General features: G+C 63.6%; 12 protein-coding genes and 2 riboswitches. All 12 genes read left to right on the top strand.

Annotation, left to right across the window (positions count from 1 at the left end; genetic code table 11):
* Positions 1–353 (top strand): metal-sulfur cluster assembly factor (locus HY737_06950; protein ID MBI4598116.1); only part of this gene is annotated, 353 nt, incomplete at its 5' end.
* 89 nt (positions 354–442) lie between these two features.
* Positions 443–3184 (top strand): GNAT family N-acetyltransferase, encoded by a 2742-nt coding sequence (locus HY737_06945; protein ID MBI4598115.1) that lies wholly within the window; start codon positions 443–445, stop codon positions 3182–3184.
* Positions 3185–3351: 167 nt separating this feature from the next.
* Positions 3352–4668: a hemerythrin domain-containing protein gene (locus HY737_06940; protein ID MBI4598114.1), complete on the top strand. Its 1317-nt coding sequence runs from the start codon at positions 3352–3354 to the stop codon at positions 4666–4668.
* A gap of 224 nt (positions 4669–4892) precedes the next feature.
* A riboswitch (cyclic di-GMP riboswitch) is annotated at positions 4893–4968 on the top strand.
* A gap of 98 nt (positions 4969–5066) precedes the next feature.
* Positions 5067–6503 (top strand): hypothetical protein, encoded by a 1437-nt coding sequence (locus tag HY737_06935; protein MBI4598113.1) that lies wholly within the window; start codon positions 5067–5069, stop codon positions 6501–6503.
* Positions 6500–6988, top strand: a complete 489-nt coding sequence (locus HY737_06930) for a hypothetical protein (protein MBI4598112.1) — start codon at positions 6500–6502, stop codon at positions 6986–6988. Before HY737_06935 ends, HY737_06930 begins: the two co-directional genes overlap by 4 nt.
* Complete coding sequence (locus HY737_06925) at positions 6976–7629, top strand: hypothetical protein (GenBank protein MBI4598111.1); 654 nt, start codon at positions 6976–6978, stop codon at positions 7627–7629. The genes HY737_06930 and HY737_06925 overlap by 13 nt, the downstream gene beginning before the upstream one ends.
* A gap of 72 nt (positions 7630–7701) precedes the next feature.
* Positions 7702–7777, top strand: a riboswitch (cyclic di-GMP riboswitch).
* 92 nt (positions 7778–7869) lie between these two features.
* Positions 7870–9282 (top strand): hypothetical protein, encoded by a 1413-nt coding sequence (locus tag HY737_06920; protein MBI4598110.1) that lies wholly within the window; start codon positions 7870–7872, stop codon positions 9280–9282.
* A gap of 6 nt (positions 9283–9288) precedes the next feature.
* Positions 9289–9786, top strand: coding sequence for a type II secretion system protein (locus HY737_06915; GenBank protein MBI4598109.1), 498 nt, complete (start codon positions 9289–9291; stop codon positions 9784–9786).
* Positions 9774–10367: a hypothetical protein gene (locus HY737_06910; GenBank protein ID MBI4598108.1), complete on the top strand. Its 594-nt coding sequence runs from the start codon at positions 9774–9776 to the stop codon at positions 10365–10367. The genes HY737_06915 and HY737_06910 overlap by 13 nt, the downstream gene beginning before the upstream one ends.
* A gap of 51 nt (positions 10368–10418) precedes the next feature.
* Positions 10419–11078 (top strand): Crp/Fnr family transcriptional regulator, encoded by a 660-nt coding sequence (locus tag HY737_06905; protein ID MBI4598107.1) that lies wholly within the window; start codon positions 10419–10421, stop codon positions 11076–11078.
* Between the two features lie 44 nt (positions 11079–11122).
* Complete coding sequence (locus HY737_06900; protein ID MBI4598106.1) at positions 11123–11821, top strand: Crp/Fnr family transcriptional regulator; 699 nt, start codon at positions 11123–11125, stop codon at positions 11819–11821.
* A gap of 102 nt (positions 11822–11923) precedes the next feature.
* The gene (gene feoB / locus HY737_06895; protein MBI4598105.1) at positions 11924–13933 is read left to right on the top strand and encodes a ferrous iron transport protein B; all 2010 of its coding nucleotides are present in this window, start codon (positions 11924–11926) and stop codon (positions 13931–13933) included.
* Positions 13934–14072 lie beyond the last annotated feature (139 nt).

The following is a 14072-nucleotide window of genomic DNA, read 5'->3' as shown; positions in this document are numbered from 1 at the left end:
CTGAACAGCAAGTCCTGGACGCGTTGAAGCCGATCGAGGATCCGGAGCTGCACTTAGGGATCGTTGATCTCGGGCTGATCTATGGATCGGAGATCAATCCGCAGCCGGAGGGTGATGAGGTGAAGCTCACCATGACGTTTACCTCGCCTTTCTGCCCATACGGGCCGCAACTCAAGGCCATGGTGCAGCGAGCGCTGGCCTCACTTCCCGGTGTGGCGAACGCCGTCGTCAACATCGTCTTTACCCCGCCGTGGGACCCTCGGACGATGGCCTCCGAAGATTGCAAAATCGCCCTCGGTCTTGGCTGGGACGAAGAGCCTGAAGGCGGCCCGGACATCGAACAGCAGCGATAACCCCGGCGTCACCGTCCCGCAGGATTCCTTCTCCTATGATGGCGGTCATAGTGTTACCGATTGGGCTGCGATAAGATCAGCACATCGCCATGGCGCTTGTTAAACCCGCCTATCTGCCGCCGCTGTACCAAGATTCCGCTGAAGCCGGTCGGCTGATTTTGCGTGACGGCTCCACGGCCATTCTCCGCGTGGCCCGGCCCAACGATTACGAGGCGATGGTGGAATTTTTCCGCCGTCTCTCGCCCGAATCTCGGCGGCAACGATTCTTCTCGGCCTCCAAACCTCCCGAAGAAGACATTCGCGATCTGTGCGATTCGTCCGACCGCCACGCCGCCTTCACCCTTGTGGCCTGGCGCGCGACGACCGGGGCTCCGACCATCATTGCCGTGGGATCATATTTTTCCAAAGATGCGCATACGGCGGAAGTCGCCTTTGCCGTGGACGACACCTTGCACGGCAAGGGACTCGGCTCGCTGCTCCTGGAACGGTTAGCGCTGTTGGCCGCCCGAGAAGGCTTCTCAAAGTTTTGGGCGGTGACCCATCCGGACAACCGCCCCATGATCGAGGTGTTTCGCCGCTCCGGCTTCCAACTCAAAGAAACGCCGGCCGGAGGCGAAGTGGAAGTGGAATTTTCGCTCGCTCCGACGGCGGCCAGCGCCTCGCGCGCGGAATGGCTGGATGAAGTGTTTACCACCGCGTCCATGCGGCCGTTTTTTTATCCGCGGGCCATCGCCGTCATCGGCGCGTCGCGCGATCCTTCCAGCATCGGCTACCGGATTCTTGAAACGCTCGTCCTCACCCGCTTTCAGGGCGCAGTCTTCCCGGTGAACCCCAAGGCGGCGGTGATCGGCTCGTTGCGCGCGTATCCGAGGGTTGCCGACATTCCCGACCCGGTGGATCTTGCGGTCATTGTCGTGCCGCGGGACATCGTGCTGCCCATCGTCGATGAGTGCGCGGCGCACGGGGTGCGAGCCCTGGTCGTGATCTCGGCGGGGTTTGCGGAAACCGGCGCAGAAGGCCGGCTGCTGCAATCGCAGCTGGTCGACAAGGTCCGCGGCTACGGCATGCGCCTCATCGGCCCCAACTGCTTAGGACTCGTCAACACTGATCCGGCCGTGCGCCTCAACGCCTCGTTTTCTCCGGTCTATCCGCCGGAGGGCCGCGTGGGGCTGCTTTCACAGAGCGGGGCGCTGGGCATTGCGATCTTATCGCTTGCCCAGCAATTGCATTTAGGCTTGTCCACCTTTGTCAGCGTCGGCAACAAGGCCGATGTCTCCGGCAATGATCTCATCCAATATTGGGAGCACGATCCGCGCACATCGGTCATCCTCTTGTATCTCGAATCCTTCGGCAATCCTCGGCGGTTTGCGCGCATCGCCCGGCGGGTGAGCCGCGGCAAGCCGATCATTGCGGTCAAGGGCGGCCGCACCAAAGCCGGCGTTCGCGCGGCCGGCTCGCATACGGCGGCACTCGCCGCCAGCAACGTGGCGGTGGAGGCGTTGTTTCAGCAAACCGGCGTGATTCGCGCAGACACGCTGGAGGAAATGTTCGATGTGGCCGCGGCACTCTCGAACCAACCCCTGCCGAAGGGGCAGCGCGTCGGCATTGTCACCAATGCGGGAGGGCCGGGCATTTTGTGCGCCGATACGTGCGAGACCGGCGGCTTGACCATTCCCGAGCTGTCCGAATCGATTCGCACACAGCTCGCGCAGTTTTTGCCGGCGGCGGCCAGTCTGGCCAATCCGGTGGACATGATCGCCTCAGCCAGCCCAGAGCAGTACCGGCGCACTATCGAGACGCTGCTGCGCGCCGAGGAGATTGATGCGCTCATCATCCTCTATATTCCCGTCGGCGTCTCCAACACCGCCGCCATCGTGGAGGCCATCGGCCAGGGCGTGGCCCAGGCTCGGGCTGCCGGGGCGGCGGAGAAGCCGGTGATCGTCTGCGCGATGACCGACGCAGGAGGTTTGCCGCCGCTTGCGGTCGGGGCGGAGCGCATTCCCGCCTATCAATTCCCGGAGACGGCAGCGCGAGTCCTCTCGCGCATGGCGGAATACGCGCGCTTCCGCGCGCGGCCCGCCGGCGCCTTTGTGGAGTTTGAAGATCTGCAGCTTGAGACGATCCGCGCCATCATCCAGCGCGCCCTCGCCGCCGGATCTCCTCGATGGTTGTCCAGCCAGGAGCTCTCCACGCTGCTGGCCGCCGCCGGCATTCCGTTTGCCGGCACCGTGGTTCGAACCGCCGATGAGGCCGTGGATGCGTCGGAGGCGATCGGATTTCCCGTGGCGCTGAAGCTGGCTTCCTCCACGGTCGTGCATAAAACCGAAGCCGGCGGCGTGCACTTGAATCTCACCGACGAATCAGGCGTGCGCCGCGCCGTCGCGGCGATTGCGGCGGCGATTGAGCGCGCAGGCTCGCCGGAGGCGCTTGAGGGGTTTCTCGTGCAGCCGATGATCCGGGGCGGGTGTGAACTGATGATCGGCGTGGTGGAAGATCCCTCGTTTGGCCCGCTGATCGCCTTTGGGTTAGGCGGGGTGCATGTGGAAATTTTGGGCGATGTCATCTTCCGCGTGGCTCCGCTGACTGATGACGATGCGCGCGAGATGGTGCGCGGCATCAAGGGCTACCGGCTGCTCGAAGGCTACCGCGGAGCCCCTGCCGCCGACGTGCCGGCGCTGGAGGAATGCCTCTTGCGAATTTCCTCCCTCGTGGAGCACGTGCCTGAGATTGTCGAGCTGGACTTGAATCCCATTTTTGCCTTGGGGCCGGGGCAAGGCTGCCGGATCGTCGACGCGCGCATGCGCGTGGCGGCCGCGCAAGGTCCATCATGACATGGATCATGGACGCGCAGCCCCCCGTTGGCTATGCTGACCCCACGATGACGTAGTCGTTGCGCTGTGGTTGAGGATCTTCCCATGCGATGGCCGCAGTCAAGGGGCCAGAGAGGGGTTGGACGGGCACCAGAGGGAGTTCTGGTGCCCGAACTGTTTTGTGGCTCATGGCATCACGCAAGGAGGCCGCGATGGAGATGGTAGAGGCTTGGAAACATGATCACGACGCGCTCCGAAAATCCCTGAAGCGGTTACAGTGGGATTTGCACATGATCGCGGATGATTCCGCCGCGTTGCGGGAGACGTACCAGGCCATCATCGGGCCGCTGCGCGAGCACATCCGAAACGAGGAAGACGCGCTGCGCCCGCGCGCCCAGCGGATCAGCCCGGAGGCGTGGGGCGCGCTGTCGTCCATGCACGCCCGGCAGCACCGCCTCTCGAGAGACATCGACCGGCTGTTGGGCAAACGGCGCGTGCCGACGGATCAGTTGACGTCGCGCCTGACCGATTTCGTCCATGAGCTGCGGGAAGATTTCGCAAAGGAGGAGCGTGAATATTTTCCGGCGGTCGAGAACGTCGCCACGGCCGCCGCCAGTCCAGGGGATCCGTGGCCGACCTCATCGGTGGGCCACCACGAATGGCCCTCGCCGCGTTCCCGCGGGCAGCCCGCCACCCCGCGCCTCAGGCATCAGCATCTTCTTGAAGCGAGCAGCGTGATGGCCTGCGGCGGGTTGCTGGGTCTGTGGCTGATCGCCCGCGCCGCGCGCGTGGACCACGCGGCGTTATTCGCAGGTCCCGCCGCGTCCTTCAGGCCGCCGGTCTTCGCGGCAGCGGGAGGACCCGCGTGGTCTCCGAAGACGCTCGAGCCGCTGCGGCATCTGATGGTGCAAGACAACAACAGGCTGATCTCTCTGGAGTCCTTCTCCCGCGACGCGCTGCGGCGGCTCTTCGGCAAGACGCGCGGCATGGCGGCCGATCCGCTGCAAGTGATGCTCTCGATGGTGGCGGACCCTGAGCGATGGCAAACACAGCCGTGCATCCGCGTGGACCGCCCGGCCACCCGCCAGCAGCTCGGCCTTGACCCGGCGGCGCGCTATGCGTCATTTGCCGACATGATGGCGAATCCCTTAGCGCAGCGCGCCCTCGCCGAGGCGCAGCAGAAGCAGCAGCGGCGGCAGCGGCTGAGCCCGGTCGAGCAGGAGCTGCTGGAGGTCTCTGCGCGGTGCCTGCTCTTGCGGCGGCTCTTTGAGCAGGAGCTCCAGGTGGTGCCCCCGGCCTTGGAAGAGTCCAAGCGCTGGCTGCCGGTGCTGCGGCCGGATGGCTACATCACGGAGCAGCAGGTGGGCATCAAGCGGTGCTGGGGGACGCTGCTGCATGCCGTGCGCGTTGAGGATGCGTCCGCCATTACGGCGACTGCGGAGCGGCTGGCCGGCCTGCTGAAGAATCTCCACGCCCAGCATCGCGGATTGGGAAAGCCGCTATAGCTGATGCGCATCATAGAAGCGGCGGCCGGCGTTCGGGTACACTAGGGTTGCGTGACGGGAAGGGCGGGCGCGGGAGACTGAATCCGACGACCCCGGCAAGAACTTCCCGGTGTGTGAGCCTCCAATACCACCATTGGAGGCTCATTTTTTGCCTCCGCTCTTGTCATCACACCCCGCGATCAGGCATGCTAGTAATGTAAGGCCAAGTGAGTACAGCGTCTCCCTGACGAGAAAGCCACACCTGGAGTAATCCAGGGTCGGAAAGCCACGGATCCTATGCAGGATCGCCGGGTTGCCGTAGCAGAGGATGACCCGCAGCGCGTAGGATCGCCGAGCCGCCGAACCATGGGACGGGAGGTTCGGCGATTTTTGTCGTCGAGCCGGAAAGGCACGCACGGATGATGCAGCGGCGATCTGTTCCACGCGCGAGGCGACATCCCCGCCGAGGAATCATTCTCTTTCTCGGGCTCCTCCTCCTGACCGGCATCGCGACGCTGATTCCCGTGACCCAGATGCGCGCGATGCAGGATCTGTCGATGGCGAAGCGGACCCTGGCGGAGCAGCAAGCCTTGGATGCGGCCGAAGGCGGGTTGGATCGGGCGTTTCAGTGGATTCAAACGCGGCCCTCCCCACCGCCCTGCGCCGAGCAGGAAGATCCGTGCCCTATCGACCACCCGTACGACGGCGCGCAAGCCTTGCCGGCCGGCTCATATACCATGACGATCACAGGGCCCCTGGCCAATGACACCAGCACCATTGATTTCTTCACCATCTCTGTCACAGGCGAAAGCGCCGACGGCGCGGCCAGCCGCGCGGTCTCAACCACCATTCGCACGGAGAACTTCGCCCGCTACGCGTATTTTTCAAACACTGAAATCTTAGCAGGTGGCGGCGGTGGGGTAAACTTCGGTACGATCGACGCGCTGTATGGGCCGGTGCACACCAATGGGCAGTTTAACATCGACAGCTCGCTGGTGGGAGTCCCGCCAGGCACGCCGATTGGGCCGTTCTTCTATGACACGGTGACGTCCGTCTGGGCCACGGTCAACTGCCTTCACGGCTGCCCGCCGTATGATCCGTTGCCTGCGAACCCGCCAGCGCCTGATACCCCGCAGTTCTATCAGGGGTTCCAGGGAGGCGCCGCTCCGATACAACTGCCGGTGAATGATGACCGATGGGCTCAGCTGAAAACCGATTCCCTCGTGCTCCCTCATGATACGACGATTCAGATTGTTGGGCAGACCTTGTTGGTGACCAACAACGATAAAGGGTGGGTGAATGAACCGGTGGCCGTGAACGGCCAGGCGATCTATGTGGAGGGTGGAGATTTGACCATTACCGGCGGAACGCTCGATGGCCAGCTCACCCTGGTGAGCGATCGCGACATCGTGCTTCAAGACTCCGTCGTCTACCAATGCAATCCCCTGGAGCTTGACACCGATCTGGACTGCCGCGATGCCGATGGCAATGTCACGCAGAATAACGACGTCCTGGGCCTTGTGGCTCAACGGCACATCAAAGTCGTGGACAACATTCCCAACGATGCCACCGTGCAGGCCTCCATCATGGCGGTCAAAGGCTCCTTCTACTATGATGGAGTGATGAATGAACAGCCCGATGGCAGCGTGTGGAAGGATCCGGCCACCGTCGCGCCGGCGAAGGGAACTTTGCACATCCTCGGCGGGTTGATTCAGGACCGGCGTGGATTGATATGGATGGGCGGCCATGGATTTTCCGGCAAGGACTACAAGTACGATACGCGCTTCGCCAATCTCTCCCCGCCGTTTTTCCCCACGACCGGCAAGTACGAGACCGTCCTCTGGCAAGATCAATGAAGCTTCGCGGGCTCACCCTGATCGAATTGCTCATTGGCCTTGTGTTCATTGCCACCGCCTTCGTCACGCTGATGAGCGTGTCCCTGGGCAACGGCATGCTCATTGAGCATGCCGGGAATGTCTCCCTCGCCGTCAACGATGCGAATCGGGTGATGGAAGAGCTCCGCGAACTCAACCGGACAGGATGCGCTTCTCCCACGTCGAATCCCCCCACCGGCTCTGCGAGCTGGGATGCGTGGCTGGCGGCTCCTGGCGGCGGCGGCAAGAGCATCGCCGCCATCGGCGGCAACGCCGAGTATGCCTGGGTCTTGCCGGATACGGCGGCTGATCCGCAGGGCGTGACGGTGAGTATCTGCTGGCGCGAGCGCGGACGCGTGATCGGAGAATGCGCCTGGGACGGCGCAGTCTTGTCGCCCGCACCCGGAGCGGGCGGCATTGTCCATTCGCCGGTCATGTTGTCGACGGAGCTCACATGCCGAAAATAGCCAGATCGGATCGCGCGCGACGAGCCGCGTGGGGATTTTCGTTTCTTGAAGTGCTCATCGTGCTCTCGGCGACCGTGCTCACCGTCGGGGTCCTCTTCACCCTCTCCATCGTGAGCCAGCGGACGTTCGTCTCCTCCGAGGCCACGCTGCAAGTGCAGCAGCAGGCGCGCCAAGCCTTGATGTCGATGACCAAAGAACTGCGCAGGGCGGATAGCGTCTTAATCGCCAAGGCGGCAGGGGTCGCACCCCCGCTGGGCTGTGGGGCGGTGGCGTGCTGCGCCGGCGCGCAGTGCGAGTTTCAGTTGGTGCTGGGGTTTGACATGGTTCCCCCATGCGCAGCCGGAGTCGCCTGTGTTGGAGCGCAGGATGCCAACCGGGTGAATCAGGCCAATTGGCGGCTTCGGTATCGCGTGAATGGCGCGCAACTGCTGCGGGAGATTCTGGATGATGGGGGGGCTCTCATGGGTACGCGCGTGCTGGCCAACGACGTGGCCCAACTGAGCTTCAGCTATGATGCCGCCAAACGCATGGTGACAGCACAGGTGGAGACCCGCCAGACGTCCTCGCAGCTGCCAGGGCAAGTGCGAAGCGTGACCCCAACCCAAACCCCGATCACGACTCGTGTCAGGCTCCGCAATTAGCGGATGTCCCCTTGTTTTTGCTGACGACGATCAGGTAAGGTTGTAGTAGGACAATTTGAAACAGCGTCTCCCTGACGAGAAAGCCACACCTGGAGTAATCCAGGGTCGGAAAGCTACGGGTCCTCACGAGGATCGCCGGGTTGCCGAATCAGCGAAGCCCGACAGCAGAGGATCGCCGAGCCGCCGAACCAGGAAAGGGAGGTTCGGCGGTTTTTACTTTCCGGCCGCCAAGGAGGAGCGATGAGCAGGCGATCCGATCGGCGAACGGCTCGGCGGCGTCGCGGCGTTTTTCTGGTAGGCAGTCTGCTCTTGATGACCGGCATCGCCGGCTTGATCGCCATAGTGCAAACGCGCGCCCTGGGCGAAGTGCGGTTGTCCCAGCAGGCCGCCTCGATGCAGCAAGCCGCGGAGCTGGCCGAGGCCGGCATTGATCAAGCCTTCGCCACACTGCTCCAAGATCCCTACGAGGCCCCGTTGCCATACGATTGCCCAGCCGATCCCTTGCCAGGCGGAGGGATGAGCACGTGCAGGATGACCGATGGCGGCGGCATGCTGAGGCAGATTACCGCGACAGGCTCAGCGCACGGGGTCCAGCAGGCCATGGAAGTCATGGTCGAGATGGTGGATAGTCCGCTCTTTCGGTGGGCCGCCTTCGGGGAGGAATCGGTGGAGTTCGATGCCGGCGGCCTGGTGGATTCGTACGATTCCTCGTTAGGCATGCCGTATGCGCCATGCGATCCGGATCCTGGCCCTTGTCCAGCCGAGGCTTCCGTGCAAACCAACAATTCAAATGACGCGGCCATCCGCCAGACCGGCGACGTGGACGAGCCGCTTGAATTATTCGGCGACGCCACGATCGGGCCGGGCGGCAGCCCGAGCAGCGGCATTGCGATCGGGCCGAATTCCACGATCTACGGCCAGCGGCGCGAAGCCCCGTATCCGGTGAAGCTGCCGGCGATCACCCCGCCGGCCGGCAGCGTAGCGGGCACGCCGTACACCGCCTGCGCCGGCGGCACCAATTTCGAGAGTCTCAACATCGACTCAGGCTGGGACATTTCGCGCCTGACCATTCCCAGCAACTGCTTCGTGTGGGTCACCGGCATTCCCATCGATGCGGTCGTGCACTTGGATGAAATCCACATGGCCAGCGATGCCCAGCTCGCGTTTTCCGGCGGCGACTCCGTGACAGTCGTCATCGACAAGTTGGACATGGAAACAAACGCGATCATCGCCAACTCCACCACCAACACCCGCCTGGCGATGTATGTCCGGGAGGACTTGGAGATTCGCGATGGCGCTGGGTTCGCCAACGGCTCGCGCGCGCCAGATAAGTTCGCGCTGTACGTCGAGGGCGAGCAGGAGTTCGACCTGCGGGGAGCGACGTGGTGGGGCTCGCCGCAGCATTTTTATGGGGTCGTGTATGCGCCGGAGAGCGACGTGACGCTGGATGCCGAGGGTTTCGGCTCAGGCAATCCGGATCCGAACGAGTTTTTCGGCAGCTTTGTAGCTAAGGAGCTGGAGTTCCACGGTCGAATCGAGGGCACCATCAATAAACCGATTCGTGTGCATTACGACCGCAACCTGCTCAACCAAGACGGCGCGTTGGTGCCAGCTATCCGCTACTGGGGGATCAAGCCCCCTCAAGATCCCTGACGCGCCATGTCCCCGCCTGCCTCGCGCGCTTCAGGGTTTACCCTCATGGAAATGCTCGTGACGTTCTTCGTGCTCGCCGTGGCGGTGGCCTCGCTGATGAGCACATTTCTGGGGCAGGCTTCGCTGAATGAGCAGTCGCGCAACTTATCGTGGGCCATGAACGACGCCGGCCGCGTCATGGAGGAGCTGCGCCGGCAGAACACCGGGGCGGCGTGTGTTAGCCCTGACCTGACCCCGCCGGCCGGCGGCTGGGACGTGTGGCTGCACAATGCGCCGGGCGGCAAAAGCTTGTCAGGGAATTTTGCGACCGATGAGCTGGTGTGGGTCAACCCGGACACCGCCGATGATCCCGAGCCGACCGTGGTGAGCGTGTGCTGGCGATACCGCGGGCACGTGGTGGGCGAGTGCGCGTGGAACGGCGCGCAGTTAGTCGCGAATCCCGGGGCGGATGGCATCGTCAGCTCTCCGGCGATGCTCTCCACGCGCATGACATGCCGACGATGATCAACCGCCAGGGGTTTACCTACACCGAAATCATCTTCGTCGCCTTCATCTCGCTGTTCTTCGGCGGGGTGCTCATGGCGTTGTCCATGACCGGCCAGCGGTTTTATCTCACCTCGGATGCGACCGTTCTCGTCCAAGAGCAGGCGCGCCAAGCCCTCATCAACATGACGCAGGAGCTCAAGCAGGCTGATCCGGCGATGATCGCGGCCAACTGCGCCGGCAATGCCTGCAAGTTTCAGGTCGTCCTGGGCTTCGGCGTGCCGCCATGCGGCGCCGGGGTGGCGTGCATCGGCGCGAAGGACGCCGCGCGCGCCAACCAGTCCGGATGGCGGCTGCGGTACCGCCTGGACAACGGCCAGGTGCTGCGCGAGATTCTCGATGACAACGATCTCCTCAAAGCCGGCACGCGCGTGCTGGCGAATCACGTCAACCAGCTGCTCTTCAGCTATGATCCGACGGATCGCATCGTCACCGTCCAGGTGGAAACAGCGCGCACCGCCTCGCAACTGCCAGGCCGGACCGTCAGCGTCACCCCGACCCACACTCCTCTGGCCGCCCGTGTGAGACTCCGCAATCCGTAAGTGCGCCGGTTTTCCTTGACGGCCTCCGTCGCCAGGGATATGCTGAATCTCATGACGCCCAAGGAGGCCTTGTTCTCTCGCGTCGAGCTGTTCAGGCGGCTGACGGTTGCTGAGCGCCAGCGGCTGGCGTCCGCCTCCGTCGAGAAGCATTACGCCAAGGGCGAAACTGTCTTTCATGCCGGCGATCCGGCCGAGGCGGTGTGGGTCGTCAAAGAAGGCCGCATCCATTTGATGAAGTTTTTGGAAAGCGGGCAGGCGTCCACGACCTGCGTGATGGCATCCGGCGAGCCATTCTGTTGCTTGCCAGCACTCGACCGCAAGCCCTACCCGGTGGATGCGATTGCCGCGGTGGATTCGGTGGTCATCAAGGTGCCCTTGGCGGCGTTCCATGAGCTGATGCAGCGCAATCCGTCATTTTTGCAGGACACCCTCTGCCTGTTCTGCGACCGGCTGCGCGATGTGGAGCACAAAAGCTGCATGATGTACGATTCCGTGGAGCGGCGGCTGGCCCAAACGCTGGTCACCCTCTCGAAGAAATTCGGCGCGACCATTCCCCTCACGAAGCATGAGCTCGCCGAGATGGCCGGCACGACGGTGGAGACGACCATCCGCGTTCTCAGCCAGTTTAAGAAACAGGGCATGATCAAATCCTCCCGCGGCTCCACGACCATCGCCAAACCCGCCAAGCTCGACGCGCTTTCCTCTTTCTGATCTAGATCATAGAACCGCTCACGGCCCTTAAGGTATAAGCAGGCATGAGCGATTCGCTCTCCCGCATCCCATTGTTTCAACATCTCTCCGCCCATCGTCTCGCAGGGCTGCGCGCGCAGGCCAAGCTCCAGCGCGCGGCAAAAGGCAGCGTGATCTTTCGCCAGGGCGCGCGAGCCGACAGCGTGTGGGTGATTCTGGAAGGCTGGCTGCACCTCGTGCACGAAGCCGCATCGACCCCTGCGGCTCCGCAGAAGCCCCGACCCCACGCCGTGGTGCTCTTCACCATCACGCCGACCGAGGTCATTTGCGGCCTCTCCGCGATCGAGTTGGGAACCTATACGGCCAGCGGGGTGGCGGGGACCGCCTCAAAGCTGCTGCGCATCCCCCAGCAGGTGTTCAGCGACGCCTTAATCCACGAGCCGGACTTTACCTACCATGTCTTGCGGTTATGCGCCCAGCGGCTGCGGCGCATGGCCGAGCACTACGGGAGCATGGATGATTCGGTGTCGCATCGCATCATCCGCTCCATCCTCAGGCTGCAGGAGCAGTTCGGCGCGACCCTGCCGATGACCCACCGGGAGCTGGCGCAAATGTCGTGGACCACAACGGAAAGCGCGATCAGGACGGTGCGCAGCTTGAAGCGCCAAGGCTTGTTGACGGGCACGCGCGGGCAGCTCTTCGTGTCCCAGCCGGTGCGGCTGCAACGGCTGCTGGAGTCCAACGGAGGGCCGTCAAGCGTCTGAAGGCGGATGAGCGGGAACTGTTTCCGCGGGTGGAAGCGAGCGATTTGTTTGTGATATAAATCATAGACTCAGCTTGGCCACGTGGTACGCTATCCCAACGTCATGTCTAATCCCAGATCAGCAAAAGCGGTGCCGGAGTCATGCCATACCGCCGCGAGCACGGCGGCCCCCGTAAGCGCTCGGGACAACAGCCTCATTGTGACCGGCAATCCGAATGTCGGCAAGAGCGTGCTGTTTCATGTGCTGACCGGCCGGTACGCGACGGTGTCGAATTATCCCGGCACGACCGTGATGATGTCCTCAGGGACCGCCGTCATCAACGGCAGCCACGTCCGTGTGGCGGATACGCCCGGGCTCAACAGCCTGCATGCGGCCTCCGAAGACGAAATGGTCGCACGGGATCTCCTCCTGGACGATCAGGCCGCGATCATCCAGGTCTGTGATGCGAAGAACTTGCTGCGCGCCCTGACGCTGACCCTGGAGCTGGCCGAGGCCAACGCGCGGACCGTCCTGGTGCTGAACATGATGGACGAAGCGCGCGAGCGGCGGATGCATCTGGATGTCGAGGGTCTCCAGCAGCGCCTCGGCATTCCGGTCGCACCCATGATTGCCACACAGCGCTGGGGGCTGGATCGGCTGCGCGGAGCACTCCCCCACGCCTCAGGTTGCTCGGCGCGCGTGACGTATCCTGCGGCGATTGAAGAAGCGCTCGCGAAGATGGAGCCGATCATGCCGGCCACCCTGCGGGCGCGAAAGGCTTTGATGCTGCTGTGGTTGGCGGGCGATCGCTCGATCGCGGATCGCATCGAGCCGTCCGTGGGCGCCGATGGGCTGGCCGCGCTGAGCCAAATCGCCGCGGAGGCGCAGGCGATCGCGCCGCAGCCCCTGAGTGTCGTGATCGCTCAGGCGCGAATGCAGCACGCGCAGCAGCTCGTCCGGCAGGTCATGCGCGTCGATGCGCAGCGTCGCGCGCCGTGGCTTGAGCGGTTAGGATCGCTCGCCATGCATCCGGTGTGGGGGCTGCCGGTCTTGGCCGGCGTGCTCGCGCTCATGTATTGGCTCGTCGGAGATCTCGCGGCTCAGCACGGCGTGGCATTCATGGAAGAGATCGTCTTCGGCCGCTACCTCACTCCAGCGATGACGTGGCTGGCGGCCCATGCGGTGCCTTGGGTGTGGGGCCGCGCGCTGCTGGTGGGCGAGTATGGCCTGCTGACGATGGCGCTGCCGTACGCGTTTGCGATTATTCTGCCGATCGTGGGCATGTTTTTTCTGTGTTTCGGGTTGCTGGAAGATGTGGGGTATCTGCCGCGGCTGGCCGTCATGTCGAATCGATTCTGCGCGCTGTTCGGGCTCAATGGCAAAGCGGTCCTGCCGCTGGTCCTCGGTCTTGGCTGCGATACGATGGCCACCATGACGTGCCGCATTCTTGAGACGCGGCGCGATCGGCTCCTGGTCACGCTGCTGCTGGCCCTTGGCGTTCCCTGCTCGGCCCAGTTGGCGGTGATTCTGGCCATGATGGCGGGCCAGCCCCCCGCAAGTCTGGCGATTTGGATCGGGGTGGTGTTGGCGGTGATGGTGATCATCGGGCGAGCCGCCGCGCGGCTGATCCCCGGGGAGACCAGCCCCTTCCTGTATGAGATTCCGCCGCTGCGCCGGCCGAAACTCTCGAACGTCGTCGTCAAAACGCTCGGCCGGATGGAATGGTACATCAAGGAGGCCGTGCCGCTCTTTTTTCTGGGCACCCTCCTCCTCTTTCTGCTGGATCGGCTGGGGGCGCTGGTGTGGCTGAGGCAGCTGGCCACCCCGGTGGTGGTCTCGTGGCTGGGGCTGCCGGCGAAGGCCACCGACGCGCTGCTCGTGGGATTTCTGCGGAGGGATTTCGGCGCGGCCGGGCTCTTCGCGCTGCAGCGCAGCGGGGCGCTGACCGGCATCCAAACGGTGGTCAGCCTGGTGACGATCACCCTGTTCGTGCCCTGCATCGCGCAGTATTTCATGATGGTCAAGGAGCATGGCGCGAAGATCGCCACGCGGATTGCCGCCGCGGTGTTTCTCATCGCGTTTGTGACCGGGGGCGTGCTGATGCGAGCGCTCACCGCGCTGCGAGTGTTATGATGATCCCACTTATGAAAACGCTCTGCAACACCCAAACTCCGACCCATGCGATCGGTCGTGAACGCCCTGAGGCGTTGCGACCGTTCCCTGACTCCCATCGCGGAGTCCCCTCGGAGGAGGCGACTCAGTCACTTATGCG

The sequence above is a fragment of the Candidatus Omnitrophota bacterium genome (genome assembly GCA_016209275.1).
GTDB lineage: Bacteria > Omnitrophota > Gorgyraeia > Aquiviventales > Aquiviventaceae > JACQWM01.
Note: the sequence above shows the minus strand (reverse complement) of the source record. Positions and strands in the feature narration are given on the sequence as shown.